This window comes from Streptomyces sp. NPDC006552, from assembly GCF_040611655.1.
Taxonomy (GTDB): Bacteria; Actinomycetota; Actinomycetes; order Streptomycetales; family Streptomycetaceae; genus Streptomyces.
Window position 1 is genome coordinate 14618 of the sequence record NZ_JBEXOS010000005.1, and the last position, 26515, is coordinate 41132.

Genomic DNA, 26515 nt, shown 5'->3' on the forward strand with positions numbered 1-26515 from the left:
GGGGATGTCCATGAGTGGAATCAGCCGCAGAGGCGCGGCACGCCTGGGGCTCGGGGTCGGCCTGGGAGCCGCCGCCGCGAGCCTCGCAGGATGCGGCGGCGGACCGGCCGGGGAAGAGCCCCCGGCCGGCCCCGGCCGCCGCCCCGACCAGCTCGCGGGAGCGCGGAAGGCCGCGCCCGTGCTGATCGGCGATGGGTCGACCTCGTACACCGGGAAGCAGCCGCACCAGCCCCGCCCGGCCACCCCGCTCGAAGCGGGCCGGCGGCCGCCGCAGTTCGTGGTCTTCTCCTGGGACGGCGCGGGCGAGGTCGGCAACGGCCTCTTCCCCCGCTTCCTGGAACTGGCCCGCGAGCACGGCGCCCACATGACCTTCTTCCTCTCGGGCCTGTACGTCCTGCCGGAGGCGAAGAAGCGCCTGTACCGGCCGCCGAACAACCCCGTCGGCGCCTCCGACATCGGCTACCTCACCGACGGCCACGTCAAGGAGACCCTGAAGTACGTCCATCAGGCCTGGCTGGAGGGCCACGAGATCGGCACGCACTTCAACGGGCACTTCTGCGGCGGCTCCGGCTCCGTCGCCCACTGGAGCGCCGCGCAGTGGCGCAGCGAGATCGAGCAGGCCCGGGAGTTCGTCAAGACCTGGCGCAGCAACACCGGCTGGCACGAGCACCCGTCCCTGCCCTTCGACTACGACCAGGAACTCGTCGGCGGCCGCACCCCCTGCCTGCTCGGCCAGGAGAACCTGCTGCCGGTCGCCCGCGAGCTGGGCTGGCGCTACGACGCGTCGTCCCCCGGCGGCGAACAGCGCTGGCCCGAGAAGAAACACGGGATCTGGGACCTGCCGTTGCAGGCCATCCCCTTCCCCGGCCACCGCTTCGAGGTCCTGTCGATGGACTACAACATCCTCGCCAACCAGTCCAAGAACTCCACCCGCGCCCCGGCCGCCAACTACCCGGGCTGGCGCACCCAGGCCACCGAGGCCTATCTCGCCGGCTTCCAGCGGGCCTACGAGACGAACCGGGCCCCCTTCTTCGTGGGCAACCACTTCGAGGAGTGGAACGGCGGCATCTACATGGACGCCGTCGAAGCGGCGCTGAAGCAGATCGCCGACAAGAAGGACGTACGGCTCGTCTCCTTCCGGCAGTTCGTCGACTGGCTCGACGCGCAGGACCCCGCCGTCCTCGCCAAGCTGCGCGAGCTGGACGTGGGCGAGCGACCGGCGGGCGGCTGGCACCGCTTCCTGCGCCCGGAGAAGAAGGAGAAGGAGCCCGATACGCGGGAGCGGCACGAGAGGGCGGCCCAGGGAGCGGGCGGCCGGCCGGCGCAGTGAGGCAGGATCGTCGGTGGACGGCGGCCGCCGACGACCCGCCGCGCGGAACCAGGAGGACTCCCATGACCAGGCCGATCACCGCAGGTGTGGACGGATCACCCGAGAGCGCGGCCGCGGCCGCCTGGGCGGCGCGTGAGGCGGTGCGGCGCGAGCTGCCGCTGCGCCTGGTGCACGTGGGGACCCCGGTGCCCGAGGTCCCGGCCCTCGCCGCCGACGAGAGCGCCCTGGCCCGGTGGGCCCATGACCTGCTGGCGCGGACCGGGCGGGAGACCGAGGAGCGGCACCCGGGCCTCACGGTCACCACCGAGCTCCTCGCCGGGGACGAGGCCCCGGACGCGCTCGTCGCGGCGGCCCGGGACGCGGAACTGCTCGCCCTCGGCTCCCGCGGCCAGGGGCCGCTCCTCGGCTTCCTGCTCGGCTCGGTCGGCCAGCAGGTCATCGCCCGGGCCGAGCGGCCGGTGGTGCTGGTCCGCTCGGACGACCGGGCGTCCGCCGAGGCCGCCGGGCGCGAGGTGGTCGTCGGACAGGAGGGCGACCCGCTGGACAGCGCCGCCGCCCTCGACGTCGCCTTCCGCACGGCGGCGGCCCGCGGCGCCGGCGTCCTCGCCGTCCGCGCCTGGAGCCTGCCGCCGGTCTTCGCCTACAGCCCCGCCTCCCTCGAACTCCTCGACGAGTCCGGCGGCATGGAGCCGTACGAGAGGAAGGCGCTCGGCGAGGCGCTCGCCCCCTGGCGCGAGCGCTTTCCCGAGGTGCCCGTCACCGAGCACGTCGAGATCGGCAGCGCGGGCCAGGTGCTGCTCTCGGTGGCACCGCGGGCACAGCTCCTGGTCGTCGGGCGGCGTGCCCGCCGCACCGCCGTCGGCGCCCGGATCGGCTCGGTCGCGCACGCGGTGCTGCACCACGCGCCGTGCCCGGTCGCCGTGGTGCCGCACGCGTGAGGTCCGCGCTCACGGTCCGGTGAGCGTCACCGCCGCCACCGGACAGGCGCGTACCGCCTCCTTGACCATCGGATGCTCCCCGGCGCGCTCGGCGGCGCCCGGGAGCACCTCGCTGAACCCGTCGTCGTCCTGCGTGAAGACGTCCGGCGCCGTCAGCGCGCACATGCCCGCGCCCACGCACCGCTCCTTGTCGACCTCGATCCGCACGGCGCTCACCACGCCACGGGCAGTTCGAGCATGCCCTGGATCGTGTCGCCCGGTTTGAAGGGGATCTCCTCGGCGGGGGCGGCGAGCCGGAGCCCCGGCAGGCGGTCGAAGAGGGTGCGCAGGGCGATCTCCAGTTCGGCGCGGGCGAGGTTCTGGCCGAGGCACTGGTGGACGCCGAAGCCGAACGCGAGGTGGTGGCGGGCCGAGCGGTCCCAGTCGAGGGCGTCCGCCGCGGCGAACGCGTCCTCGTCGCGGTTGATGAGCGACGTCGAGAAGACCACGCCCTCCCCGGCCCGGATCGTCTCTCCGGCCACCTCGATGTCCTCCCGCGCGACGCGCAGCAGTCCGTCCGCGATCGACAGGTAGCGCAGCAGCTCCTCCACGGCCACGGCCGTCGGCAGTTCGCCGGAGCGCACCGCGGCGAACTGCTCGGGGTGGCGCAGCAGGGTGAAGGTGCCGAGCGAGATCATGTTCGCGGTCGTCTCGTGCCCGGCGATCAGCAGGATCACCGCGAACGCGATCAGCTGGTCCCGGTCGGGCGGCCCCTCCGGCCCCTCCCGGTGGATCAGCTCGTCCAGGAGTCCCTCGCCTCCTTCGCCGCGCTTGCGGTCGATCAGGGCACCGAGATAGGACTCCAGCTCGTCGCGCGCCCGCTCCACGTCACTCGCCGCGGGGCCGCGCAGCAGCACCCGCGAGCGCTCCTCGAAGAACTCGTGGTCGGCGTAGGGCACGCCGAGCAGGGCGCAGATCACCATGGACGGCACCGGCAGCGCGAAGGAGCTGACGAGTTCGGCGGGCGGCCCCTGCCGCTCCATCGCGTCGAGCAGCTGGTCCACGGTCTGCTGGATCTGCGGCCGCAGCGCGGTGATCCGCTTCAGCGAGAAGCTCGGGATCAGCATGCGGCGCTGGGCGTTGTGCTCCGGGTCGTCCACCCCGAGCAGGGCCACGCGCCGCGCCCGCACCTGGGCGAGCCGCTCGCTCGTCGCCGGGAAACCGGGCCGGTTGCGGTCGGTGGAGAGCCGGGGGTCGGCGAGCAGCTGACGCGCCAGGGCGTGGCCGGTGACGACCCGGGCCGGGCGCCCGTCGTAGAGCGTGATCCGGCCGAGCGGGCTCGCCTCGCGCAGCGGGGTGTAGCCGGTGGGCGGGTGGTAGGGGCAGCCCCGGTCCTGGGGGAAGGCCACGGATGGCTGCGCGGAAGGGGTGGGGTTCAGGTCCTGGCGGGCCGGGTCCGTCGTGGAGTGCGTCATGGATCGGATCGCCTCGCAGTGCTTGTCGTCCGTACGCGCGGAGCTGGTCGTTCCGCGCTCCTCGACCATTGGATGCCCCAGGCATCTATGTCGTCCACGACAAGACCGGCCAGATGGCCGGGCCGGGCAACTGGCCGGTGCCGTTCGCACGTGTTCGAGCCCCGGCCGCGTCTGCTCAGCTCGGGGCGGTGGCCGGGGCCCGCGGGCGTCCGCGTACCTGTCCCGCGCGGCCGGAACCGGACGCCACGGCGACCGGAATCGTGCCGTCCGAACCGTGGGCGGGCGAAACGCGGCATGTGTGGTGGTTGCGGGGGTGTGTCCGACCTCACGCGCCGCCCTCGGAGAGGTGTGCGAAGCACGGTTGGTTCGCTGTTAAACTTATGAGCGAAGGCCCCGACCGTTCTCCCCCGTACGGTCGGGGTCTTTTTTGTGCCGTGGCGCATGTCCCAGCGGGACATGTGTCCCAACGGGACTTCGTCGCGTTACCGTGGAGGAGCGGGGGTCCGCGCGAGCGACGAAGGAGTCGAGCCATGAAGGCACTTCAGTACCGGACCGTCGGGGCAGCACCCGAGGTCGTCACCGTCCCCGATCCGCGGCCCGGCCCCGGCCAGGTCCTCCTGAAGGTCACGGCCGCCGGCGTCTGCCACTCCGACATCGCCGTGATGAGCTGGCCCGCGGAGAGCTTCCCGTACCCGCTGCCGCTCACCCTCGGCCACGAGGGCGTCGGCACCGTCGCCGGTCTCGGCGCGGGCGTGCGGGGCCTCGAAGAGGGTGACTCCGTCGCCGTCTACGGCCCCTGGGGCTGCGGCACCTGTGCCAACTGCGCCCACGGCAAGGAGAACTACTGCCTGCGCGCCGACGAGCTGGGCATCCGCCCGCCCGGCCTCGGCGCCCCCGGCTCCATGGCCGAGTACATGATCGTGGACGACCCCCGGCACCTCGTGCCGATCGACGGGCTCGACCCGGTCGCCACCGTCCCGCTCACCGACGCCGGCCTCACCCCGTACCACGCCATCAAGCGCTCGCTGCCCAAGCTCGTGCCCGGCTCCACCGCGGTCGTCATCGGCACCGGCGGCCTCGGCCACGTCGCCATCCAGCTGCTGCGCGCCATGACCGCGGCCCGCGTCATCGCCCTCGACGTCTCCGAGGACAAGCTCGCGCTCGCCCGCACCGTCGGCGCGCACGAGGCGATCCTGTCGGACGCCGGGGCGGCCGGCCGGGTCAAGGAGCTGACCGGCGGCCGCGGCGCCGAGGCCGTCTTCGACTTCGTCGGCGTCCAGCCCACGGTCGAGACCGCGGGCGCAGTCGCCGCCATCGAGGGCGACGTCGTCATCGTCGGCATCGGCGGCGGCACGCTGCCGGTCGGTTTCGGGCAGACGAACTTCGAGGTCAGCGTCAGCGCGCCGTACTGGGGCAGCCGCGGCGAGCTGATCGAGGTCCTCGACCTCGCGCGGACGGGCGCCGTCTCCGTGCACACCGAGACGTACTCGCTCGACGAGGCGCCCCTCGCCTATGAGCGGCTCCACGACGGCAAGATCAACGGACGCGCGGTGATCCTGCCCAACGGCTGACACCAGCCGCCTGCGGCAGCCGGTTTTCGGCCAGCTGGTTCGTGCAAAGCTCAACTGTCGGCGCCCGGAGGGCTGTTCCGGGTGACGGGTGATCAATAGCCTGGAGGGCGGATCGTCCGTCACCCACGCAGGGAGCTCCATGACCACCGCCCAGGTCCCCGACATCCTTTCGCCGGAGTTCGCCGAGAACCCCTACCCCGCGTACCGCGTGATGCGCGAGTCCGCGCCGCTCTACTGGCACGAGGCGACGCAGAGCTGGATCGTCTCGCGGTACGCGGACGTGGAACGCGTCTTCAAGGACAAGGACGCGCAGTTCACCACCGACAACTACGACTGGCAGCTGGAGCCCGTCCACGGCAAGACGATCCTCCAGCTCAGCGGCCGCGAACACGCGGTGCGCCGCGCCCTGGTCGCCCCGGCCTTCCGCGGCAGCGATCTCCAGGAGAAGTTCCTGCCCGTCATCGAGGCCAACTCACGGGCGCTGATAGACCAGTTCCGCACGGCCGGCGCCTGCGACCTCGTCCACGACTACGCCACCCGCTTCCCGGTCAACGTCATCGCCGACATGCTCGGCCTCGACAAGGCCGACCACGCCCGCTTCCACGGCTGGTACACGGCCGTCATCGCCTTCCTCGGCAACCTGTCCGGCGACGCGGAGGTCACCGCGGCGGGGGAGCGCACCCGCGCCGAGTTCGCCGAGTACATGATCCCGATCATCCAGGCGCGCCGCGAGAACCTCGGCGACGACCTGCTCTCCACGCTCTGCGCCGCCGAGGTCGACGGCGTCCGGATGAGCGACGAGGACATCAAGGCCTTCTGCAGCCTGCTGCTCGCCGCCGGCGGCGAGACCACCGACAAGGCCATCGCCAGCATCTTCGCCAACCTGCTGATGAACCCCGAGCAGTTGGCCGCCGTCCGCGCGGACCGGTCGCTGATCCCCCGGGCCTTCGCCGAGACCCTGCGCTACACCCCGCCCGTCCACATGATCATGCGTCAGTCGGCGGTCGACGTCGAGGTCAGCGGCGGCACCATCCCCGCCGGCGCCACCGTCACCTGCCTCATCGGCGCCGCCAACCGCGACGAGGACCGCTACCAGGACCCCGACCGCTTCGACCTCTTCCGCGCGGACCTGACGGCCACGACCGCCTTCTCGGCCGCCGCCGACCACCTCGCCTTCGCCCTGGGCCGGCACTTCTGCGTCGGCGCCCTGCTCGCCAAGGCCGAGGTGGAGACCGGGGTGAACCAGCTGCTCGACGCCATGCCGGACGTCCGGTTCGTTGACGGGTTCGACCCGGTCGAGGCGGGCGTGTTCACCCGGGGCCCGCAGTCGCTGCCGGTGCGGTTCACGCCACTGGCGCCCTGATCAGCCCCCGGGGCGGGTGTTAGAATCGCCGGATGCATCGCTTCTCGTGTCTCAGCTGGTGGCGCCTCACTTAGAGGCGGCCGCAGCCATGCACGAATCCAAAGGGCCGTCCCCGGACGGCCCTTTCGTTGCTTCCCGTGGAAGTCATGCCGTCCCGAGGGCGGCCATGACCCCAGGGAGAGACCATGACCGTCACCGACAGCCTCGGCACCACCGCCGCCCAGCGCCGCAGCGCGGAGCTGGAGGAGCTGATCCGCAAGGAGCCCGGCCGCTTCCGGGTCCTCACCGGCGACCGCCCCACCGGCCGGCTCCACCTCGGCCACTACTTCGGCACGCTGCGCAACCGCGTCAGACTCCAGGACCTCGGCGTCGAGACGTTCGTCCTCGTCGCCGACTACCAGGTCCTGACCGACCGGGACGTCGCCGAGCGCCTCACCGCCCACGTCGAGGAGCTGGTCCTCGACCACCTCGCCGTCGGCATCGACCCGGACCGCGCCACGATCTTCGCGCACAGCGCCGTGCCCGCGCTCAACCAGCTGCTGCTGCCCTTCCTCAGCCTCGTCTCCGTCGCCGAACTGAGCCGTAACCCCACGGTCAAGGACGAGATCGCCCACTCCCGGCAGGCGGCCGTCAGCGGCCTGATGTTCACCTACCCCGTGCACCAGGCCGCCGACATCCTCTTCTGCCGGGCGAACCTGGTGCCGGTCGGCCAGGACCAGCTGCCCCACCTGGAGGTCACCCGTACCGTCGCCCGCCGCTTCAACGAGCGCTACGGCGCCGGCCGGCCGGTCTTCCCGCTGCCCGACGCGCTGCTGTCCACCGCCCCGCTGCTGCTCGGCACCGACGGCACGAAGATGAGCAAGAGCCGCGGCAACGCCATCGCCCTGGCCGCCGACGCGGACGAGACCGCGCGCCTTGTCCGCGGCGCCAGGACCGACGCCGAGCGGCACATCACCTACGACCCGGCCGCCCGCCCCGAGGTCGCCTCGCTGGTCCTGCTCGCCGCGCTGTGCGAGGACGCCGACCCCCGGCAGGTCGCCGAGGAGATCGGCTCCGGCGGCGCCGCCGCCCTCAAGCGCCGCGTCACCGAGTCCGTCAACACCTGCCTCGCGCCCCTGCGTGCCCGCCGCGCGGCCTACGCCCAGGACCGCCGCCTCGTCAGGGACGTCCTGCGGGCGGGCAACGAGCGGGCCGTCGCGATCGCCGAGGCGACCCTGAAAGACGTGCGGGCCGCCATGAACGCCGACTACTGAAGACCCACCGGACTGTGCACCCGCGCCGCGGGTGCACAGCGGCTCACTGCACGACCGGCGTGAAGGCGACCGGCAGCGCCGTGAGCCCCCGCATCCAGATCGACGGCCGCCACTTCAGCTCCGCGGGGTCCACCGCGAGGACGAGGTCGGGCAGCCGGTCGAGCAGCGTCTCCACCGCCGTACGCGCGATCACGTCGGCCAGCAGGGGAGCCGGGTAGGGGCAGCGGTGCTCGCCGTTGCTGAACGACAGGTGCGCCGCGTTCTCCGCCCCGACATGGGACTCCGGCCAGATCTGCGGATCGGTGTTGGCCGCCGCGAGCCCGAGGACCAGGCAGTCGCCCGCCCGGATCTGCCGTCCGCCCAGCTGCGTGTCGCGCACCGCCCAGCGGCCGATGAAGTTCTGTGTCGGCGTGTCCAGCCAGAGCACCTCGTTCAGCGCCTCACCGACGCTCAGCCGCCCGCCCGACACGTTCAGGGCGAACCGTTCGTCCGTCAGGAGCAGCCGCAGCGTGTTGCAGATCCAGTTCGCCGTCGGCTGCTGCGCCGCGGCGATCACCGAGATCAGGTCCTGCACGATCTCCTCGTCGGTCAGCCCCGCCGGATCCTGGATCATCCGCGAGGTGACGTCGGCGCCCGGCCGCTCCCGCTTCTCCTTCACCAGCCGCTGGATCCGCTCGCCGACCCGCACGTACGCGGCAACCGGGTCGTCGCCCTCGGCCGCGTCCAGCGAGATCTTCAGGTCGTCCACCAGGTCCTGGGTGTCCGTGCCCGTGTGCGGCATGCCGCACATCTGCACCGCGGCGGTCATCGCCAGCGCGTGCGCGAACGCGTCCATCAGCTCGGCCTGCCCGCTGCCCGCGAAGGCGGAGATCAGCCGGTCCGCGATGATCCCGCAGTCCCGGGCCAGCTCGAACTGGTCGACCTGCTCCAGGGCGTGCGTGATCACCCCGGCGCGCCGCTGGTGCTCGGCGCCCTCGGTGAACAGCACCGAGGGCTGGTAGCCGACGAACGGCAGCAGCGGCCAGTCCTCGGGGATGTGCTCCCACTGGTTCCAGCGCCGGGAGTCCCGCGCGAACAGCTCGTCGTGCGCGGTCACATAACTCACCTCGGAGTACCCGAGGACCAGCCACGCGGGCACGTCCCCGTCGAGCAGCACCGGCGCCACCGGACCGTGGTCCCGGCGCAGCGAGCGGTACAGCTGCGAGGGCGTCTGCTGGTACTCCAGGCCGCTGAGCGGGACCGCGCCCGCGTGGGCGGGGCAGCCGGCCGGCGCGCCGGTCGAAGGGAGCGGGCTCTGCTCGGTCACGGTGTCGTCTCCTGGGCCATGGCCATCGCGTACAGGTGGTCCACGAGGGTGATCAGCACGTCCTTGCCCGACGACCTGACGCGGGCGTCGCAGTCGACCATCGGCACGTGCTCCGGCAGCGCGAGGGCCTGCCGGATCTCGTCGAGGGAGTGGCGCACCGGCTCGTCGTCGAACCGGTTGACCGCCACCACGAAGGGCGTTCCGTGGTGTTCCAGACGGTCGATCGCGTACCAGGAGTCGTCCATCCGGCGCGTGTCGACGAGTACGACGGCGCCGAGCGTCCCGGAGAAGAGCCGGTCCCACAGGAACCAGAACCGCTCCTGGCCGGGCGCGCCGAACAAATAGAGCACCATACGGTCGTTGAGGCTGATGCGGCCGAAGTCGAAGGCGACCGTGGTCGTGGTCTTCGCCGCCACGCCCGTCGTCTCGTCGACGCCCACGCCGGCCTGCGTCATCACCTCTTCGGTGTTGAGCGGGCGGATCTCGCTCACCGAGCGCACCAGCGTGGTCTTGCCGACGCCGAACCCGCCGACCACGACGATCTTCAGGCCGGTGTCCGCGAGGGCGCCGAGCGGCGTGCGCGCGGGCAGTTCAGAGGTTGCGGAGCCCATGGAGCACCTCCTGCAGAAGGGCGGAATCGGGGAGTTCGGCGACGGCGGCGGCCGCCCGCGGATGCCGGGCGGTGACCTTGCCGCCGGCCAGCAGATCACCGAGGAGGATGCGCACCACGGTGATCGGCAGCCGCAGTTCGGCGGCGATCTCCACGACGGCCGCGGGCTGCCGGCACAGCTCCAGGATCCGTACGTGCTCGGACTGCATCCCCGCGGTCGGCTCGCACTCGCTGACCACCAGCGTCACCAGGTCGAACGAGGCGTCGTCGGTGCGGCTGCGGCCACCGGTGACCGTGTAGAGCCGGTCCGGGGCCCCGGTGTCCACCGGCCGGCGCGTCACGAGGCGCCGCCCCCCGCGGGGGACTGGCGCGGCGCGGCCCGCAGGTGCTCACCGATCTGCTCCACGAGCTCCGTCATCTGGTGGCCGACCACGCCCGGATCGGCGTCCTCGTCGGCGACGACCGCCAGATGCGCGCCGTCGCCCGCGTCCACGATGAACAGCAGCCCGCCGTGGAACTCGGTCATCGAGTGCCGCACGCCGCCGGTCCCGTCGCCGAACTCCACCGAGGCGCCCTGGGCGAGGGCCTGGATGCCGGAGCAGATCGCCGCCAGCTGGTCGGCCTGGTCGAGGGTCAGATGTTCGCTCCAGCACAGCTTGAGCCCGTCCCGGGACAGGACGAGGGCGTGGCGCGTGCCCGGGGTGCGCTCCAGCAGGCTCTCCAGGAGCCAGGTCAGGCTGGTGTCAGTGGTCTGCATGGTGGGGTCGGACGGTGATCGCCCGGCTGTGCCGGGCACCGCCCGTGCCTCCAATCTCACGGTGTCGAGCGGGGGGTCTGAGGGTCGTGCGAGCGGGCCGCGGCCTACTGCGGCCGGTCGCCGTCCTTGGCCTTGCGGGCGCGGTGGAAGGCGCCGAAGCGGGCCCCCGCGTCCCGGCCGGGCTGCGCGGGCCGCTCGGCGGCGGGAGCGGGAGCGGGGGCGGGGGCCGGCCGGCCGCGGTCCTGCTCGGCGGCGGCCATGGTGCGCCCGGGCGGCCGCACCGGCAGCCCGTTCAAGGTGGCCGAGACCGGCTGGGCGGGCCGGGGTTCGCCGGACGCGGTGCGCTCGGACGGCCCGCCGTCACCGGCGGATTCGGCGCGCTCGTGGGTCTCCGCCGGGGCCGGACGCGGCGCGGGCACCGCGAGGGCCTGCACGACGTCGCGCTGCTGGGCGAGGAGCTGGGGCGGCAGCAGCACCACGACGCCGGTGCCACCCCGCGAGGAGGGCCGGAAGTTGACGTCGATGCGGTACTTCGCGGCGAGCCGGCCCACGACGGCGAGCCCGAGCCGGGTGCCCTGCAGCGAGGCCAGGTCGGTGATCTGCCCCGACACCGACTGCTCCGCGCGCCGCATCGCCGCGTCGGCCATCTTCAGGCCGCTGTCCTCAATGGTCACGACGAGCCCGGCGGAGCGCTCCTCGACGTAGACGTGGACCTCGTCGATGGGCGGCGAGAAGTTCGCCGCGTTGTCCATCAGCTCGGCCAGCAGGTGCATCACGCCCTCGGCCGCGAACCCGGCGATCGCCGCGTCCGTGGCGCAGTGCAGCCGCACCCGCTGGTAGGCGGCGATCCGGCCGACGGCGCCGCGCAGCACGCTCTCCATGACGATCGGCTTGTTCCAGGCGCGGCTGGAGCGGCCGCCCATCAGCAGCGCCAGCCGGTCGGTCATCAGGCCCAGCTGGGACGTGGCGTGGTCCAGGCGCAGCAGATCGCCGAAGACCTCCTCGCCGTGCCGCTCCTGCATGGTGCGCAGATCGGCCAGCATGCTCACGGACTTGGCCTGCACCCGGCTGAGCGCCTTGGCCGAGGCGGCCTGGGCGGCTGCGGCCCGGCGCTCGCTCAGCGCCAGCTCGCGTACGAACCCCTCGGCCGGCAGCCGCAGCAGCGGGCTGTCGGGCCAGTCCAGCTCCGCCAGGACGGTGTCCGCGGACGCCCCGTCACGCAGCCGGGCGACGGCGGCCGGGAACGTTTCCGCAGTCAGCCGCTCCAACTGCTCGGCGCCGCGCGCCAGCTCGCCCCGGGCGGCGTCGCGCTCCGCCGCGGCGTGCACGGCCTCACGCACGGCCAGCTCGACGCCGGCCGTGAACTCCTCCAGGACGCGGCGCAGTTGCGGATCGGACGGCGCTGTCGTCGGACCGGTGCTCGCCGTCTCGCGCAACTGCCGTACGACGCCGGGCAGCGTCACGTTCACCAGCTGCGCCGCCTCCGCCGCCTGCTGGGTCGACCGGCTCCGGGCCTGGGCCAGTTCCTGCCGGACGCGGGCGGCGTCCCGCCGGGCACGGCCGAGCAGGACGGTGCCCGCCACGACGGCGACGGCCAGACACACCCAGGCGGTCACGGCCGTCCACACGGCCCAGGTGCGGGCGGCCGACGGCGCGAGGGCCGTCGCGGCGCCCGCGGCGGCGGCCGCCACCACGAGCACGGCGAGCGCCGCACCGAGCGAGGAGCGCCCCCTCCTGGCCATCGCGTGCGGGCTGGGCGGTGCAGGCACTGACATTCCGCGGGTCCCTCGGTCCTTGAGTGGGGAAGCGACGAGCCGGCCGGTCACGTCGGCTGCGGATCCGGTCAGCGGGCGTTCGAAGGGGACGCCGATCTTCCGGACCGTACGAGCGTTCATGCTAGCCATGCCGCGCGCCGAACAGACCGGACAAGCCGGGCAGTTGGCGCCGCCGGGAACTTCGTCGTGAACTCGCCGTCCTCCGGCGGGGGCGTGCTAACTCTGCTACGAGCCGTTCCAGCCGCGCAAATGCGCGGGCGCGGGGCGGGACCGCAGGTCCGAACGCGCGGGCGGGCGGCCCGCTTCCTGCCCGGGGCGGCGCCGCCCGGTCCGCGACCGAACGGTTTCGGCCATCATCGGGTCAGAGAAATTGCCGCGAAGAAAGTCGGCATGAGGCAGGCATGCTCCGCAAGTTCAGGGGCACGAGCACACAGAGCGGCTCAAGCAGCCCACCCCCCCCGGGCGCTCGAGTCTGTGGCCCCGCCGCCTCCTCCCCCCCGTGAGGCGTCGGGGCCTTCTCCTGCCCGGGCCTGTCCGGCGTCGCTCACACCCGGGCCGGCTGCGCCAGCATGGCCTCCGCGTGCTCCTTGGGTACCTGGTGCTCGATCCCGCAGAACGTGCACTGCGTGCGGAACTTCGTCGAGACCGGGAAGAGCGGGATGAAGAACAGCGTGAACTTGGTGACGTACTTGCGCAGCGTGTGCGCCGCGGGGTTGCCGCAGGCGCCGCACACGAAGGTGAGTATCGCGAGCTGGAACACGTACCCCCGCGTACCGAAGATGATCATTGCCGGTCCCTCCCGTTCGGTGGCCCCCGCCGAACGGGAGGGCCGGAACGTCATCGTAGGCAGCGCGCCCGTCACAGGTCCGGTCCGGGGGAGCGGGTCCGTCACCCTGTGTGCCGGATGCCTCACCCTGTGTGCGGAACTGGCGGTGCGACCCGGGTCGAGTCGGTGTTCCGGGGGTCGTGATGCAAGGATTGCGGTATGGCAATCAAGACCTACTTCGACATCACGATCAACGACGAGCCCGCTGGGCGGATCACGTTCAACCTCTTCGAGGACGTCGTCCCGAAGACCGCGGAGAACTTCCGTGCCCTGTGCACGGGCGAGAAGGGCTTCGGCTACGCCGGTTCGTCCTTCCACCGCGTCATCCCGCAGTTCATGCTGCAGGGCGGCGACTTCACCGCCGGCAACGGCACGGGCGGCAAGAGCATCTACGGCGAGAAGTTCGCCGACGAGAACTTCCAGCTCAAGCACACCAAGCCGGGCCTGCTCTCGATGGCCAACGCCGGCCCGAACACCAACGGCTCGCAGTTCTTCGTCACGACCATCGTCACCGACTGGCTCGACGGCAAGCACGTCGTCTTCGGCGAGGTCGCGGACGAGTCCAGCATGGAGCTCGTGAAGAAGATCGAGGCCCTCGGCTCCCGCAGCGGCGCCACCTCCGCCAAGATCACGATCGCCGAGTCCGGCCAGCTCTGACCGGTCCGCGCAGAGCCGGGGCCCCCGCCGTACCGGTGGGGGCCCCGGCTCGTGTCGTGCCCGCGACGGACCGGCGCGGCGGCGCTCCTACTTGCGCGGCCCGACCGGCACGTCCAGCGGCCTGGCCAGACCGGTGATGCCCTCGTCGAGGCGCTGCAGATGGCGCAGGACGCGGAAGGTGACGGTGTTGGCGGCCGGGACGCCGAGGCCGTCGGTCTCCAGCATCGCGGCGATGCTCGCGCCCGACTCCACGCTGCCCGAGGTGTCCGTCTCGCTCACGTGCGCGACGAGCACGTCGATGTTGTGCGCGATCCGGCGCGCGGCCCGCCCGAGCCGCGGATCGGCGCCCACCCGCTTGCTGTAGGGCACCAGCTCGGCCGTCGCCGCGAGCGAGCGGGCGTGGTACGCGGACGTCTCGAGGAGCGCCACCAGGTAGCGGGCGGTCTGGCGCCGCCCGCGCAGGGGCGTGATCGGGTGGGTCAGCGGCTGGATGGAGGCCCGCAGGTCGTCGAGGGCGGTGTCCAGGTCGCGCGCCCTGTCCAGCAGGTCCATGGCCGGACCGCCGCTGAGCTGCTCCACCGCGCCCGCCACGACCTCCCCGAGCCGCTCCAGGACGGCGGCGAGCAGCTCGTCGGTGCGCCGGTCGGTCCTGACGGGCAGCACCAGCATCGCCGCGATGATCCCGCAGGCCGCGCCGAGCGCCGTCTCCTCGATGCGCAGCACGAGTACGTCGAAGCTGTAGGTGTTCAGGAGGGTGTACAGCAGGCCCAGCATCGCCGTCACGAAGAACGACATCAGGGCGTAGGACAGCGGCGCGGTGAAGAACATCGCGAACACGCAGAGCAGGACCAGGACGAAGGCGAGCCCCGTCTGGTTGCCGACCGCTCCGGCGAGCGCCACCCCCGCGACGACGCCGAGCACCGTGCCGAGGAGCCGCCGGTAGCCCTTGACGACGATCTCGCCCGTGGACGCCGTGTTCAGGAACACGACCCAGCAGGTCAGCACCGCCCAGTACCACCGCTGGCTGGAGAGGAACTCGCCGCCGACGATGGCGAGCGCCGAGCCGACGGCGACCTGGCAGGCGGCTCGGGTCGTGGGCCGCCGCAGCCCTGTGGGCTCCTCGGTCACCGTCTCTGCGGGCGCTTCCTTCTCGGCCGTTATCGAGACGTCCTCCGCGTCGAACTCCTCGCGTGAGCGGGTCGTGGCGGGCGAGTCGTCGGACTCGTCCTGCGGCCCGTCGAGCGCGAGCCGCAGACCCATGACCGCGCGGGCCGCCTCACCGATGCCGCGGAAGACGTCCTGCACGGCGAGCGTGGCGCCCGGCGGGATGCGCTCCTCGTCGCGGTAGCCGAGCAGCCGGTTGCGCACGTGGGCGACGGCGGTGCCCCGGTTGGCGTCCGCCGGGCGCGCCACCATCAGGTGCAGGGCGCCCAGATCGCGGCGGAGGGTTGCCGTCACCTCGTCCTCGCGGGGCGGCAGCGCGCCCGTGGCCGGCACCGGTGCGCCGGGCAGGTGCAGCGTCAGGGTGTCGGCGCGCTCGGCGCTGCGGGCGGTCAGGAGCAGCATGCCGAGCCGCTCGGCGCTGATCTCGGCGTCGGCGACGCGGCGCTGGATCAGCGCGGCCGTGGCCTCGTCCCGGGTGCCGTCCTCGAGCCGGCCCTGGATCATCAGCGCGCTCTCGTGCAGCCGTGCCGTGTGCCGGCGCAGATCGTCCAGGACGTCGTCGAGCTGCTCGGGCGGGGCGTCCAGCAGCCGGGTCTGCGCGGTCACCAGCTGGGCGAGCCGGGCCCGGAACGCCTCGCGCAGCCGGCCCAGCACCCGCTGCGGCGTCTCGGGCACCAGCAGGAAGCGGGCCACCGCGCAGGCCGCGAAGGCGATGGCCAACGTGGCGAAGAGGAGGGGTAGTTGGCCCACCGACGCGTTCACGAACAGGGACACGAAATAGATCTGGAAACCGATGAGGCCGAGCGCCGTGCCCCGGTCGCCGAACCGGCGGCTGTAGACCGCGCCGAAGATCAGGGCGACGAAGAACAGGTCCCCGGCGACGACGTGCGGGTGCAGCAGCGCGCCGAGCGCCATCGCCGCGAGCGCCACCGGCAGCCCCAGCGCGAGGGTGACGCCCTGCCCGCGCACCGTCTTCTCCCGGATCGCGAACGTGCCGACCATCGCCGCCATCGCGCCCGCGACCATGTGCGTGACATCGGTCCCGGTCAGCGCGAGCGCGGCCAGTGCCAGGCCGATCGCGGTGACCGTCCGCAGGCCCGCCATCAGCCGCAGCAGCCCGGGGTCGGACGCCACGAAACGGTCCCACGTCCCGGCCCGGCTCGGCCGTCGTGCCGCCTGGGTCACTTCAGTCACTCCAAGATCCATCCGTCGTCCTGCCCCCGAGCATACGAGGAGGCCGATGGAGCCTTGACGTGCGCATGGCCTCGTCCGGCACGGCCTCTGCCGGGGCTATGGGAGACGCGACGTTCACGGATGTGGACCAGCCCGGTCACCGTCCATGGGCGGCCGCCTTCAGGGCCGCGGCCACGAGCGGCCCCGCCGACTCCCCGCCGCGGCCGCCACGCAGCATCACGGCGGCCGCGGCGAGGTCGCTGCGCCAGACCGCGCCCAGCCGTTCGGCTCCTGTCGGCCGGTGACCTCCGCGGAGCCGGTCTTCGCCCCGATGTCCCCGCTCGGCTCCGCCATGGCCCCCGCCGCCGTCCCCGAGGCGGCCGTCGTGTGCAGCAGATCGCGCAGCTGCCGGTGCGCGGCCGGGGCCGGCGACCGGCGCGCCGCGGCGAGGCGCCGGTGGCCGGTGGCGGGCGCGACGAGGTACGGCTGCCGGAAACGCCCCGTCCGGGCCGTACGGTCAGCGGATTCATCCGGACCCGGGCCTGCCCGATCAGCGTCGCCGTCTTCTACGCGGCGTGCTCGACCGGCACCTCCCCGCTGAACGCCGTCGGCGAGCTTGCCCGCCTGCGTGACGAAGGCGGTGTTGCACGACGCCGCGAGTGCCGGACGCGGCCCAGAGCCCGGCCCCGCACCGGCCAGGCCGAGCGCGGCCGCGCCCGCGATCCAGAGGTCCCGTCTCCTGCCGCCTACGGGATCTCCGCCCTGTCACTGGCTGCCGCCCTGCGACTGGTTGTTCCCGACGCCTCGCAGTAGGGCGGGCGCGGGCCCCGCTCCCTGCCGGAATGCGCCGTTCAGGGGCGGCCCCGCCGGGCCTCGGGGGGCGTCCTCGACACGGTGCGGCGCGCCTTTGCCGACGGGCGGCTGCGGCCCGCGCCGATCGGCGCGTTCGGTCAGTCCGCAGGAGGGTTCGCCGCTGTCCAGGCCCGCCACGACGACCGGCGCGTCGCCGCCGCGGCCGACCTCGACGGCGTCCTCGCGTACGTACAGGACGACCAGGGCGAGGGACACCTCGCGGCGGTCGCCGCCGAGGGCACGGGCCGGCCGGTGCTCCTGATGGGCGGCCAGGGCGACGACCGCACCACCCGGGCCCTCCTGGCGCGAACTGTGACACCGCAGCAGCGGATGGCACCGCGACCTGACCCCCGACGGCGCCGGGCACGCGACGTACACCGACGCGGTGACGCTGGTCCCGCAAGCCGCCGCCCGCCTCGGCGTGGACCGCGCGACCCTCGCCGGCTGGGTCGGCGCGCTGCCCCCGGCCGGGGGCAGCCGCCGCCCAGCGGACCTATGTGACGGCCTTCTCCGACCGGCACCTGCGCGGCCGGGACAGCGGCCTGCTGGACGGCGCCTCGGCGCGCTTCCCCGAGACCGCCTTCGTGCGGCGCCCCCGGCCGCGGTCAGCCGAGTCCGAGCGCGTCGGCCGTGAGAGCGGCCATCGCCGCCTCACCGCGCGCGTTCGGGTGCACCGGCACGAAGTTCGTGCCGAACAGCGCCGGCTCGACCCAGCGCGTACCGCTCGACTGGCACGCGTCGTGTCCCTCGGACGCCTGGGACAGATCGACGTAGGTCGCCCCGGTCTCCGCCGCGGCCCGCTGCACCGCGCTGTTGAGGCGGGTCTGGATGGAGCGGACGTACGGCACGTCACCGGAGGCGATCGGCATCTTCAGGAAGCAGCCCGCCTTGGCCGTGGCCGGCATGATCCACGGGTAGCCGAGGATCGCGACGCGGGCCCCGGGCGCCTTGTTCCTGGTCGCCTGGAGCGCCGCCTTCACCGCCGGGTACGTCTTGGTGTCGATCTCATCGGTGAACTTGTCCCCGTACAGCGACGCACACGGGTGCCCCTGCCCGGCCGAGGCGATCCCGGCCGTCGCGCAGGCCAGGATCGTGTTGATGAAGGTGCTGTTGTCGTTGCCGCCGATCGTCATGGTGACCAGGCGGGTCTGCGCGGAGAGCGCGTCCAGCTGCGGGGCGACGCCGGGGTACTGCGCCGCCGCGAAGTCCTTGGTCTGCGCTCCGCCGCAGGTGACGTCCGTCAGCGCGGCGCCGACGCGCTCCGCGAGCACGTGCGGGTAGTTGGCCGTGGAGCGTGCGCACAGCAGGCTCGCGGCCGGATCGAGCGGCAGGACGCCGGACGCGGCGCTGTAGCTGTCGCCGAGCGCCACATAGGGGAGCGGCCCTGGTGCCGCCTGCGCCGGGACGGTGAGGCCGAGGCCCGCCACCGCCGTCGTCACGGCCGCGGCCGCGAGGTGCTTCCTGAACGCGCGCATCACCATCTGTTGCTCCTTCGAAACCTTCTCGGCGCAAGGCCAAGTTCCGTGTGAGACAGGGGATTTCAGCGCTGACAGTTGAAGCTACCGACGAGTTCGAAAACGAGTCAATAGGCGTGCACGCAGTCATGACCTGGGGAGCACGGGGCCACGGAGCGGGACGGAGCGCTCAGCTGGTGGGCGGGGTGCCCTCGGGGAGCGCGAAGTCGAGGACGTCCTCCGCGGTGCGCTCGGTGCGCCGGGCCGCTTCGCGTACGTCGGCGAGGACGTCGCCGTGCTCGTCGACCAGACGGTCGTAGATGGGCGCCGGGGCGGTGGACGGTGCGGGCACGGTACGAGGCTCCTGCTCTTCGCGGCGCCGGTGTCCCGGGGACACCCGCGCCACCTGGTGGTTCGGGACAAAGGGGGACCCTACGCGGCGCCGGTGCGCCGGGTGCGCCCGGGGGTGTGCGGCGGCCTCGCGCGGGCCGCGGCTCGGGCCGCGCCGGGGCCGGCGAGCGTCTGCCGCGGGAGTCGACGAGCGAGCCACCGCGGGGCCGGGGTCCGCGTGCGGCGCGCCACCTGCTCCGTGCGGCGCGCCCCCGGTCGCACCGCCCGCTGCCGCGCAGGCGCTCCCGGCGGTGACCGCCCGGACCGGCCCCCGTGCCAGACTCGGGAGCATGAAGATCAGGGATGCCCGGGACGGCGACTGGGAGCGGATCTGGCCGTTCTGGCAGCGGATCGTCCGCGCCGGGGAGAGCTACACGTGGGACCCGGAGACCCCCGAACCCGAGGCGCGGGCGCTGTGGACCGGCCCCGGCCGGCGGGTGTTCGTCGCCACGGACGACGCCGGAACGGTCGTGGCCAGCGCCTACGTCAAGGCCAACTACGGCGGACCCGCGGCCGCCGTCGCCAACGCGGGCTTCATGGTGGATCCGGCGCACGGCGGACACGGGTACGGCCGGGCCCTGGCCGAGCACGTCCTCGCCGCGGCCCGCGCGGACGGCTACCGCGCGATGGTCTTCAACGCGGTGGTGGAGACCAACCCGGCCGTGAGCCTGTGGAGTTCCCTCGGCTTCAGGATCGTCGGCACCGTGCCGGACGCCTACGACCACCCGCGCCACGGCCGGGTCGGGCTGCACGTCATGCACCGGGCGCTGTAGGCCGGTCCCTCCGGGCACCCCTGGCGGGTTAGGGTTACCTAACCTATCCTGCGGGGTGTGCCCGATGCCGTCCCGCGCCCGCCCCGAAGGAGCCCGCATGACGGCGACGCCCGCCGCCGAGCAGCCCGCCCTCGCGCCTCCCGCGGCCCGGGACCCGCGCCGCTGGCTGATCCTGGGCGTGATCTGCCTCGCGCAACTCGTCGTCATCCTCGACAACACGATCCTGAACGTCGCCGTCCCCACCCTCACCGACGACCTCGGCGCGAGCACGGCACAGATCCAGTGGATCATCAACGCCTACGTCCTCGTGCAGGCCGGGCTGCTCCTCACCGCGGGCGCCGCAGCCGACCGTTACGGCCGCAGGCGTCTTCTCCTGAGCGGACTCGCGCTCTTCGGCGCCGGGTCGCTGGCGGCCGGACTCGCCCAGAGCGCGGGTCAGTTGACCGCCGCGCGGGCCGGCATGGGCATCGGCGGTGCGCTGCTGCTCACCACCACGCTCGCCGTCGCCGTCCAGGTCTTCGACGAGGACGAGCGGGTCCGCGCCATCGGCATCTGGGCCGCGGTCAACGCCCTCGGCTTCGCCGCCGGACCGCTCGTCGGCGGCGTCCTCCTCGACCACTTCTGGTGGGGCTCCCTCTTCCTGGTCAACCTGCCCGTCGTCGTCCTCGGCCTGGGCGCCGTCGCCGTCCTCGTCCCGGAGAGCAGAGCCGACGGCAGCCACCGGCCCGACCTGGCGGGCGCCGCGCTGTCGACCGTCGCCATGACCGCGCTCGTCTACGCCGTCGTCTCCGGGCCCGACCACGGGTGGGACTCCGCCCACGTGCTGGTCGGCGCCGCCACCGGCACCTGCGCCCTGGCCGCCTTCGTGGTCTGGGAGCGCCGCTTCCCCCATCCCATGCTGGACATGAGCTTCTTCCGCAACCGGACCTTCACCGGAGCCGTGTTCGGTGCGCTGCTCATCACGTTCGGCAGTGGCGGCGCCCTGTTCCTGCTGACGCAGCAACTCCAGTTCGTGCTCGGTTACGGCCCGCTGGAGGCGGGGCTGCGCACCGCGCCGTTCGCGCTGACCGTCGTCCTGCTCAACTTCACCGGAGTCTCGGCCCGCTTCAGCGCCCGGCTCGGCATCCCGGGCGCGGTGGCGCTCGGCATGACGCTGCTGGCCTGCGGGCTGGCGGCGGTCGCGGTCGCCGGACGCGTCGTGGACGGGTACGGCGGACTGCTCACCGGGCTCGTCCTGATGGGGGTGGGCTGCGCCTTCGCCAACCCGGCGATGGCCGTCGCGGTCCTCGGCTCGATGCCCCGGGAGAAGGCGGGCGCGGGGGCGGGCATCGAAGGCACCGTCACCGAGTTCGGCAGCGGCCTGGGCGTCGCGGTTCTGGGCGCAGTGCTCAGCGCCCGCTTCTCCGCGCTGGTCCCGGTGACCGCGGCCTCGCTCCCCGCCGCCCTGGCCGCGGCGGAGTCGCCCGGCGAGCGGTCCACGGTGACGCGGGCGTTCGGCTCGGCCCTGGAGACCGGCCAACTCGTCGGCGCGGCGGCGGTGCTGGCCGGGGGCCTGATCGCGGCGGCGCTCCTGCACCGGGCCGAGCGCACGGCGCCACGCGCGCCGATCCCGGCCACGGAGCCAGTGTGAGCGTGGCGCCGGTGCGCACGGGTGGGTGAGCGCGGGCCCGGGCGACGGCTGCGCCTTGACCGGGCTCGGGGGAGAGCCGTGGCCGGGGGTGTGGACCGGACTCGCCAGGGGCGGCCCGGTTCCATGGGGGAGGTCCCGCGCGCCGGTGTGTATGGCTCGGGACCGCGGGCGTGGACGAAACACACCAGGTGTGGCCTGGTCGGTTGCCCGGCCGGACGGGGGTGGCTCCGCGTCTCGCCGGGTACGGGCCGGGGCGCCGCAGTGACTCGTCCGCGCTCAGGGGCGAGTCGGGGCTATGGGTGTGGTCCGAACTGATCAGGTGCGGCCTGGTCGGTTGCCTGGCCGGATGGGGTGGCTCCGCGTCTCGCCGGGTACGGGCCCGGGCGCCGCAGCAACTCGTCCGCGCTCAGGGGCGAGTCGGGGCTACGGGTGTGGTCCGAACTGATCAGGTGCGGCCCGGCTGACCCGCCACATGGAGGCGGCCCCGCACGCCGGCGGGCAGGGCCTCGGGCAGCAACAGCGCCACGACCGAACTCAGGGGCGGGTCGGCGACCTCACCAGGCGCGGTCCGGTCGGCTGACCCGCCACACGGAGGTGGCCCCGCGCGGGGCTACGCGGCCGGACAGTGGGTGCGCAGGAAGTCCAGGAGCACCCCGTTGAACCGCTCGGGCTGCTCCGCCCCCGGCAGATGGCCGGCCTGCTCGATGATTGCGAGGGTGGCGTCCGGGACGAGCCGGGCGATCGACTCGGCCTGGCTGACCGGCGTATAGGCGTCGTCCGCACCGACCACGACCAGCGCGGGCACCCGGGCCGCGGCGAGGCTGTCGCGGTAGTCGGGCCGCTCGGCCCGCCCGCGCAGCGCGGCGGCGGCGCCCCGCGGATCGGTGGCCCGCATCATGCCGAGGACGTGTCCGGCGACATCCGGCAGCGCCGCCACGTTGTAGGAGGCGAGCATCTTGTCGATGACCTCCTCGGCGTACCCGGCCATGCCCTCGGCGAGCAACCGGTCCGCGAGGCGATTGCGCACCGCCTTGCCCTCGGCCGTCTCGGCGGGCGCCGACGTGTCGGACAGGACGAGGGCGCGGGTTCGCCGTGGATGGCGCAGATGGAACTCCATGGCGATCTGCCCGCCCATCGAGACCCCGCCGACCACCGCGCTGCCGACGCCGACGTGGTCGAGGAGCGCGGCAGCGTCGTCGGCGAACCGGGAGAGCGGGACGCTGCCCGGCGTGACGTCGCTCGCGCCGTACCCCCGCAGATCCGGCGTGAGCACCCGGTACCCGGCCGCGGCCAGCGCCTCCGCCTGCGGCCGCCAGAGCGTCCGGTCGAACGGATGGCCGTGGAGCAGGACGACCGCGTCCCCCGCCGACGGCCCCGCGTCGTCGTACCGCAGCATGGCTCCCGCCACCCTGAGCTGATGCATCACGCACTCCTGTCATGGGCGGCCGCCACCGGCCGGTCCGCGGCACGGTAGGCCCCGCCCCAGGTGTCGATCAAGGGGATTACCGGCCCCGATGGCGTGCGCGGAGTCGTTCTCCGCGGCGGCCGGGACCCTCACTACAGTGGGAGGACCCGTACTGAGGAACGATTGTGAACACGCACCACCGCCCCGACATCCGTCTCATCGTCAGCGACATGGACGGCACGCTCCTGGACGCCGAAGGGCGCGTCCCGGACACCTTCTGGCCGCTGCTCGCCGAGCTGGACCGGCGCGGCATCGTCTTCTGCCCCGCCAGCGGCCGTCAGTACGCCACCCTCGCCGACCAGTTCGCCGCCGTGGACGACGGCGGCATGGTGTACATCGCGGAGAACGGCACGTACGTCGTCCGCGGCGGCGCCGAGATCAGCTCCGATCCGCTGGAGTCCGCCGTCGCCGCGTGGCTCGTCAAGACGGTGCGGCAGCTCGGGGACGCGGGCGTCGACGCGGGCGTCGTCGTCTGCGGCAAGCGGTCCGCGTACGTGGAGCGGTCCGACGAGGCGTTCATGACGGAGGTGCGCAAGTACTACCACCGCCACCAGGTCGTCGCGGACGCCACGGCCGTCGACGACGAGGTGATCAAGGTCGCCCTCTTCGACTTCGGCCGCGCCGAGGAGACCACCGCCCCGGCGCTCGCCGCCCTCGCCGAGACCCACCAGGTCGTCGTCTCCAGCGAACACTGGGTCGACGTCATGGCGCCCGCCGCCAACAAGGGCGAGGCGGTCCGCCGCCTCCAGCGCGCGCTCGGCGTCACCGCCGCGCAGACCATGGTGTTCGGCGACTACCTCAACGACCTGCAGATGCTGGACGCCGCCGACTGGTCGTACGCCATGGCCGACGCCCATCCCGAGGTGCGCCGCCGCGCCCGCCACCAGGCCCCCTCCCACACCCAGGACGGGGTCGTGCGCACGATCCGGGAGATCCTGGACCTCCCCGCGGAGGACTGACCCAGGGCCTTCGGGCGGGCCGGACGCCCCACGTCGCGCCGGGTTCACGCATCGTGGACCCATGACCTCCGACCCGCCCGCACTCCTCGGCGACCGCCCCGCCACCCCCGACTGCTACGCCTGCGGCAACGAAGCCCGGTTCACGGAGCTGCCGCCCCGCGAACGCATCGCCTTCGACCCGCACTGGCGACTCGCCCACGCCGTCGGCACCGCCCTGCCGGGCTGGCTGGTCCTGCTGCCCCGGCGCCACGTCTCGGCGGTCCACGACCTCACCGACGCGGAAGCCGGCACGCTCGGCGGGTGGCAGGTCCGAGCGGCCCGGGCCCTGCGCGAGGTGACCGGGTGCGCCAAGACGTACGTGGCACAGTTCGCCGAGGCCGAGGGGTTCACCCATGTCCACGTCCACCTGGTGCCGCGCTCGGCGACGCTGGACGCCGCCCGGCGCGGGCCCCGCGTCTTCGCCTACCTCCGCCACCCCGAGGCGGAACACGTGAGCGCGGACGACGCCGACGCCCTGGCCCACGCCCTCCGCGCCCACCTGTGACCGGCCGAACCGCGACCCCGGCCGGAACCCACCCCTCCATTGGCATGGACCTGTTCATGATCCCTCGCTAGGCTCCCCACCGACACGCCAGGGGAGCGCTCCCAGCTGGCGGTCCGATCGTTGGCTCCACCCTGTTCCACCCCCACATACGGGAACGACGAAGGGCTGATCCATGCGACGTACCAGACCTATACGTGCCGTGCTGACCGCGCTGCTGGTCTCCGGCGCCTGCGCCACCGCCGGCTTCCTCCCGGCCCAGGCGGCCGGCGCGGACACCCCGCGGACGACCGGGCGGGCCGCCGCCTCCGACGGCATCCTCGCCGCCATGCAGCGCGATTTCGGCCTCACCGCGGCCCAGGCCGAGGCGCGGCTGGCCGCGGAGAAACAGGCGGCCGCCACCGAGAAACAGGCGCGCCGGGCCGCGGGAGCGGCCTATGCCGGTTCCTGGCTGACCTCCGGCGCGCGGGAGCTGACCGTCGCGGTCGCGGGGAGCGCCAAGGCAGCGGCCGTCCGGGCCACCGGCGCGCGGGTCGAGGTCGTCGGCCGCAGCGCCGCCCAGCTCGACGCGGCCAAGAAGCGCATCGACGCACTGCACGCCCCGAGCGGGGTCAGCAGCTGGCGCGTGGACTGGAAGTCCAACCGCGTCGTGGTCGAGGTGCTCGCCGACCGGCAGTCCGACAACGATGTCAAGACCTTCCTCGCCCGCGCGGGCAGGACCGGGCCGCTCACCGTCCACGCCACCGAGCACGCGCCCACCACCTTCGCCGCCGGCACGGTCGGCGGAGACCCGTACTACACCGGCAACGTTCGCTGCTCCATCGGCTTCTCCGTCCAGGGCGGCTTCGTCACCGCCGGACACTGCGGCGGGGCGGGGCAGAGCGTCAGCGGCTGGGACGGCTCCTACGTCGGCAACTTCCAGGGCTCGTCCTTCCCCGACAATGACTACGCGTGGGTCAACGTCGGCAGCGGCTGGTGGACGGTGCCGGTCGTCCTCGGCTGGGGCACCGTCTCCGACCAGCTGGTGCGCGGCTCGGCCGAGGCCCCGGTCGGCGCGTCCATCTGCCGCTCGGGTTCCACCTCCCACTGGCACTGCGGGACCGTCCTCGCCAAGAACGAGACCGTCAACTACAGCCAGGGCGCCGTCCATCAGATGACCAAGACGAGCGTGTGCGCCGAACCCGGTGACTCCGGCGGCTCGTTCATCAGCGGCGACCAGGCCCAGGGCGTCACCTCGGGCGGCTGGGGCAACTGCTCCAGCGGCGGTGAGACCTGGTACCAGCCCATCAACGAGATCCTGGGCCGCTACGGGCTGACCCTGCACACGGCCTGATCCCGGGCCCGCGCTTCGTGTCGCGGGCGCACCGCCAATTCGCCGCCTGTTCAGGCGAGTTGCACGAAGGAGTCGTTCGAAGCTGTCGGGGGCATGACATCACTGTCATGCCCCCACAGTGACGCAGGAGACCCCCGTGAATCCGACCCGGACCATCCGCCGAGCCGCTCTGGCCACCGGCGGCGCCCTCGCCCTCGTGCTCGGCCTCGCCGGCCCCGCACTCGCCGCCCCGCCCGGCGCCCTGCCCGCGAACGCCGACGCCACGGAGCAGACGTACCAGCCCGCGTACGACTACGACACCGACGGCTGCTACCCGACCCCCGCGATCGGGGCGGACGGGACCGTCAACGGCGGCCTCAAGCCGAGCGGCGCCCTGAACGGGCAGTGCCGCGACGCCTCCGACCTCGCCAACACCAACGGCTACTCCCGCTCCAAGTGCAACAACGGCTGGTGCGCCGTCCTGTACGGCCTGTACTTCGAGAAGGACCAGGCGGTGGCCGGCAGCGGGCTCGGCGGGCACCGCAACGACTGGGAGCACGTGGTCGTCTGGGTGCACGACGGTCAGGCCCAGTACGTCGCCACCTCCGCGCACGGCGGGTTCTCCGTCCACCCGCGCGACGAGATCCGCTGGGACGGCACCCACCCCAAGATCGTCTACCACAAGGACGGGATCGGGACGCACTGCTTCCGTCCGGCGAACACCAATGACGAGCCGCCGGAGAACCACCGCGGCACCTGGCAGTTCCCGGCCCTGGTCGGCTGGAACGGCTATCCGGCCGGGCTGCGCGACAAGCTCAGTTCCTACGACTTCGGCAGCGCCAACTTCGGCCTGAAGGACGCGAGTTTCGCCAGCCATCTGGCCGCCGCCCTGCCCGCCGGCGTGCCCTTCGACGTCAACGCGTGACCCCGGTCCCGCAGTTGTACGCATAAGTAAGTTACTG

The 26515-nt window shown here is 73.3% G+C and carries 26 protein-coding genes; 13 read left to right on the top strand and 13 right to left on the bottom strand.

Features of this window, described 5'->3' with window-relative positions; all coding sequences use genetic code 11:
• The first annotated feature begins 10 nt into the window (after nt 1–10).
• Together ABZY33_RS04530 and ABZY33_RS04535 are read left to right on the top strand one after the other, a co-directional pair.
• On the top strand, nt 11–1330 hold the full coding sequence (locus ABZY33_RS04530; protein WP_356489969.1) for a hypothetical protein: 1320 nt from the start codon (nt 11–13) through the stop codon (nt 1328–1330).
• A 62-nt stretch (nt 1331–1392) separates the two neighbouring features.
• A complete protein-coding gene (locus ABZY33_RS04535; RefSeq protein WP_356489970.1) occupies nt 1393–2268 on the top strand; it encodes a universal stress protein in 876 nt (291 codons plus the stop codon).
• A 9-nt stretch (nt 2269–2277) separates the two neighbouring features.
• Here the strand turns inward: ABZY33_RS04535 and ABZY33_RS04540 are convergent, their stop codons facing one another.
• Entirely contained in the window at nt 2278–2484 is a 207-nt protein-coding gene (locus ABZY33_RS04540; RefSeq protein ID WP_356489971.1) for a ferredoxin, read from the bottom strand.
• Nucleotides 2481–3722: a cytochrome P450 gene (locus ABZY33_RS04545; RefSeq protein WP_356489972.1), complete on the bottom strand. Its 1242-nt coding sequence runs from the start codon at nt 3720–3722 to the stop codon at nt 2481–2483. The genes ABZY33_RS04540 and ABZY33_RS04545 overlap by 4 nt, the downstream gene beginning before the upstream one ends.
• Nucleotides 3723–4252: 530 nt before the next feature.
• Between ABZY33_RS04545 and ABZY33_RS04550 the strand changes: the two genes are divergently transcribed.
• The 3 genes from ABZY33_RS04550 (at nt 4253) to trpS (ending at nt 7909) form a co-directional block, all read left to right on the top strand.
• Entirely contained in the window at nt 4253–5293 is a 1041-nt protein-coding gene (locus ABZY33_RS04550) for an NAD(P)-dependent alcohol dehydrogenase (RefSeq protein ID WP_356489973.1), read from the top strand.
• A 139-nt stretch (nt 5294–5432) separates the two neighbouring features.
• A complete protein-coding gene (locus ABZY33_RS04555; RefSeq protein ID WP_356489974.1) occupies nt 5433–6656 on the top strand; it encodes a cytochrome P450 in 1224 nt (407 codons plus the stop codon).
• Between the two features lie 185 nt (nt 6657–6841).
• Nucleotides 6842–7909, top strand: coding sequence for a tryptophan--tRNA ligase (gene trpS / locus ABZY33_RS04560; RefSeq protein WP_356489975.1), 1068 nt, complete (start codon nt 6842–6844; stop codon nt 7907–7909).
• Nucleotides 7910–7952: 43 nt separating this feature from the next.
• On the opposite strand, the gene ABZY33_RS04565 is transcribed toward trpS, so the two are convergent.
• The 6 genes from ABZY33_RS04565 to ABZY33_RS04590 form a co-directional block, all read right to left on the bottom strand.
• Entirely contained in the window at nt 7953–9215 is a 1263-nt protein-coding gene (locus tag ABZY33_RS04565; protein ID WP_356489976.1) for a cytochrome P450, read from the bottom strand.
• Nucleotides 9212–9826, bottom strand: coding sequence for an ATP/GTP-binding protein (locus ABZY33_RS04570; protein WP_324768287.1), 615 nt, complete (start codon nt 9824–9826; stop codon nt 9212–9214). Before ABZY33_RS04570 ends, ABZY33_RS04565 begins: the two co-directional genes overlap by 4 nt.
• Nucleotides 9807–10166 (bottom strand): DUF742 domain-containing protein, encoded by a 360-nt coding sequence (locus ABZY33_RS04575; protein WP_356489977.1) that lies wholly within the window; start codon nt 10164–10166, stop codon nt 9807–9809. Before ABZY33_RS04575 ends, ABZY33_RS04570 begins: the two co-directional genes overlap by 20 nt.
• The gene (locus tag ABZY33_RS04580; RefSeq protein ID WP_356489978.1) at nt 10163–10582 is read right to left on the bottom strand and encodes a roadblock/LC7 domain-containing protein; all 420 of its coding nucleotides are present in this window, start codon (nt 10580–10582) and stop codon (nt 10163–10165) included. The genes ABZY33_RS04575 and ABZY33_RS04580 overlap by 4 nt, the downstream gene beginning before the upstream one ends.
• 104 nt (nt 10583–10686) lie before the next feature.
• Nucleotides 10687–12357, bottom strand: coding sequence for an ATP-binding protein (locus ABZY33_RS04585; RefSeq protein WP_356489979.1), 1671 nt, complete (start codon nt 12355–12357; stop codon nt 10687–10689).
• A 544-nt stretch (nt 12358–12901) separates the two neighbouring features.
• Complete coding sequence (locus ABZY33_RS04590) at nt 12902–13144, bottom strand: zinc-ribbon domain-containing protein (RefSeq protein ID WP_356489980.1); 243 nt, start codon at nt 13142–13144, stop codon at nt 12902–12904.
• A gap of 198 nt (nt 13145–13342) precedes the next feature.
• On the opposite strand from ABZY33_RS04590, the gene ABZY33_RS04595 reads away from it, so the two are divergent.
• Complete coding sequence (locus ABZY33_RS04595; protein WP_356489981.1) at nt 13343–13840, top strand: peptidylprolyl isomerase; 498 nt, start codon at nt 13343–13345, stop codon at nt 13838–13840.
• Nucleotides 13841–13927: 87 nt separating this feature from the next.
• Here the strand turns inward: ABZY33_RS04595 and ABZY33_RS04600 are convergent, their stop codons facing one another.
• Nucleotides 13928–16108: an FUSC family protein gene (locus tag ABZY33_RS04600; protein ID WP_356490129.1), complete on the bottom strand. Its 2181-nt coding sequence runs from the start codon at nt 16106–16108 to the stop codon at nt 13928–13930.
• Nucleotides 16109–16564: 456 nt separating this feature from the next.
• On the opposite strand from ABZY33_RS04600, the gene ABZY33_RS04605 reads away from it, so the two are divergent.
• Nucleotides 16565–16990 carry a hypothetical protein gene (locus ABZY33_RS04605; RefSeq protein ID WP_356489982.1) on the top strand — a complete coding sequence of 142 codons (426 nt, stop codon included), beginning with the start codon at nt 16565–16567 and terminating at the stop codon, nt 16988–16990.
• On the opposite strand, the gene ABZY33_RS04610 is transcribed toward ABZY33_RS04605, so the two are convergent.
• From ABZY33_RS04610 to ABZY33_RS04620, 3 genes are all read right to left on the bottom strand, one after another.
• A complete protein-coding gene (locus tag ABZY33_RS04610; protein WP_356489983.1) occupies nt 16943–17407 on the bottom strand; it encodes a hypothetical protein in 465 nt (154 codons plus the stop codon). The genes ABZY33_RS04605 and ABZY33_RS04610 overlap by 48 nt on opposite strands.
• A 227-nt stretch (nt 17408–17634) precedes the next feature.
• The gene (locus ABZY33_RS04615) at nt 17635–18510 is read right to left on the bottom strand and encodes an SGNH/GDSL hydrolase family protein (protein ID WP_356489984.1); all 876 of its coding nucleotides are present in this window, start codon (nt 18508–18510) and stop codon (nt 17635–17637) included.
• Between the two features lie 163 nt (nt 18511–18673).
• A complete protein-coding gene (locus ABZY33_RS04620; protein WP_356489985.1) occupies nt 18674–18835 on the bottom strand; it encodes a hypothetical protein in 162 nt (53 codons plus the stop codon).
• A gap of 328 nt (nt 18836–19163) precedes the next feature.
• On the opposite strand from ABZY33_RS04620, the gene ABZY33_RS04625 reads away from it, so the two are divergent.
• The gene (locus ABZY33_RS04625; RefSeq protein ID WP_356489986.1) at nt 19164–19646 is read left to right on the top strand and encodes a GNAT family N-acetyltransferase; all 483 of its coding nucleotides are present in this window, start codon (nt 19164–19166) and stop codon (nt 19644–19646) included.
• A gap of 97 nt (nt 19647–19743) precedes the next feature.
• Complete coding sequence (locus ABZY33_RS04630) at nt 19744–21276, top strand: MFS transporter (RefSeq protein WP_356489987.1); 1533 nt, start codon at nt 19744–19746, stop codon at nt 21274–21276.
• Between the two features lie 610 nt (nt 21277–21886).
• Here ABZY33_RS04630 and ABZY33_RS04635 read toward each other — a convergent pair.
• A complete protein-coding gene (locus tag ABZY33_RS04635) occupies nt 21887–22699 on the bottom strand; it encodes an alpha/beta fold hydrolase (RefSeq protein ID WP_356489988.1) in 813 nt (270 codons plus the stop codon).
• 167 nt (nt 22700–22866) lie between these two features.
• Here ABZY33_RS04635 and ABZY33_RS04640 point away from each other — a divergent pair, with 167 nt between their 5' ends.
• From ABZY33_RS04640 to ABZY33_RS04655, 4 genes are all read left to right on the top strand, one after another.
• Nucleotides 22867–23700 carry a Cof-type HAD-IIB family hydrolase gene (locus ABZY33_RS04640; protein ID WP_356489989.1) on the top strand — a complete coding sequence of 278 codons (834 nt, stop codon included), beginning with the start codon at nt 22867–22869 and terminating at the stop codon, nt 23698–23700.
• Between the two features lie 61 nt (nt 23701–23761).
• A complete protein-coding gene (locus tag ABZY33_RS04645) occupies nt 23762–24244 on the top strand; it encodes an HIT family protein (RefSeq protein WP_356489990.1) in 483 nt (160 codons plus the stop codon).
• A gap of 172 nt (nt 24245–24416) precedes the next feature.
• The gene (locus tag ABZY33_RS04650) at nt 24417–25574 is read left to right on the top strand and encodes a S1 family peptidase (RefSeq protein ID WP_356489991.1); all 1158 of its coding nucleotides are present in this window, start codon (nt 24417–24419) and stop codon (nt 25572–25574) included.
• A gap of 136 nt (nt 25575–25710) precedes the next feature.
• Entirely contained in the window at nt 25711–26478 is a 768-nt protein-coding gene (locus ABZY33_RS04655; protein ID WP_356489992.1) for an NPP1 family protein, read from the top strand.
• Nucleotides 26479–26515: the final 37 nt, after the last annotated feature.

What these genes read in the sequence shown, in the direction of transcription:
- ABZY33_RS04555 (WP_356489974.1), top strand. Translation starts at nt 5,433, where the DNA reads ATGACCACCGCCCAGGTCCCCGACATCCTTTCGCCGGAGTTCGCCGAG.
- ABZY33_RS04595 (WP_356489981.1), top strand. Translation starts at nt 13,343, where the DNA reads ATGGCAATCAAGACCTACTTCGACATCACGATCAACGACGAGCCCGCT.
- ABZY33_RS04550 (WP_356489973.1), top strand. Translation starts at nt 4,253, where the DNA reads ATGAAGGCACTTCAGTACCGGACCGTCGGGGCAGCACCCGAGGTCGTC.
- ABZY33_RS04535 (WP_356489970.1), top strand. Translation starts at nt 1,393, where the DNA reads ATGACCAGGCCGATCACCGCAGGTGTGGACGGATCACCCGAGAGCGCG.
- trpS (WP_356489975.1), top strand. Translation starts at nt 6,842, where the DNA reads ATGACCGTCACCGACAGCCTCGGCACCACCGCCGCCCAGCGCCGCAGC.
- ABZY33_RS04590 (WP_356489980.1), bottom strand. Translation starts at nt 13,144, where the DNA reads ATGATCATCTTCGGTACGCGGGGGTACGTGTTCCAGCTCGCGATACTC.
- ABZY33_RS04635 (WP_356489988.1), bottom strand. Translation starts at nt 22,699, where the DNA reads ATGCATCAGCTCAGGGTGGCGGGAGCCATGCTGCGGTACGACGACGCG.
- ABZY33_RS04615 (WP_356489984.1), bottom strand. Translation starts at nt 18,510, where the DNA reads ATGGTGATGCGCGCGTTCAGGAAGCACCTCGCGGCCGCGGCCGTGACG.
- ABZY33_RS04600 (WP_356490129.1), bottom strand. Translation starts at nt 16,108, where the DNA reads ATGGCGGGCCTGCGGACGGTCACCGCGATCGGCCTGGCACTGGCCGCG.
- ABZY33_RS04530 (WP_356489969.1), top strand. Translation starts at nt 11, where the DNA reads ATGAGTGGAATCAGCCGCAGAGGCGCGGCACGCCTGGGGCTCGGGGTC.
- ABZY33_RS04570 (WP_324768287.1), bottom strand. Translation starts at nt 9,826, where the DNA reads ATGGGCTCCGCAACCTCTGAACTGCCCGCGCGCACGCCGCTCGGCGCC.
- ABZY33_RS04625 (WP_356489986.1), top strand. Translation starts at nt 19,164, where the DNA reads ATGAAGATCAGGGATGCCCGGGACGGCGACTGGGAGCGGATCTGGCCG.
- ABZY33_RS04585 (WP_356489979.1), bottom strand. Translation starts at nt 12,357, where the DNA reads ATGTCAGTGCCTGCACCGCCCAGCCCGCACGCGATGGCCAGGAGGGGG.
- ABZY33_RS04650 (WP_356489991.1), top strand. Translation starts at nt 24,417, where the DNA reads ATGCGACGTACCAGACCTATACGTGCCGTGCTGACCGCGCTGCTGGTC.
- ABZY33_RS04645 (WP_356489990.1), top strand. Translation starts at nt 23,762, where the DNA reads ATGACCTCCGACCCGCCCGCACTCCTCGGCGACCGCCCCGCCACCCCC.
- ABZY33_RS04545 (WP_356489972.1), bottom strand. Translation starts at nt 3,722, where the DNA reads ATGACGCACTCCACGACGGACCCGGCCCGCCAGGACCTGAACCCCACC.
- ABZY33_RS04580 (WP_356489978.1), bottom strand. Translation starts at nt 10,582, where the DNA reads ATGCAGACCACTGACACCAGCCTGACCTGGCTCCTGGAGAGCCTGCTG.
- ABZY33_RS04630 (WP_356489987.1), top strand. Translation starts at nt 19,744, where the DNA reads ATGACGGCGACGCCCGCCGCCGAGCAGCCCGCCCTCGCGCCTCCCGCG.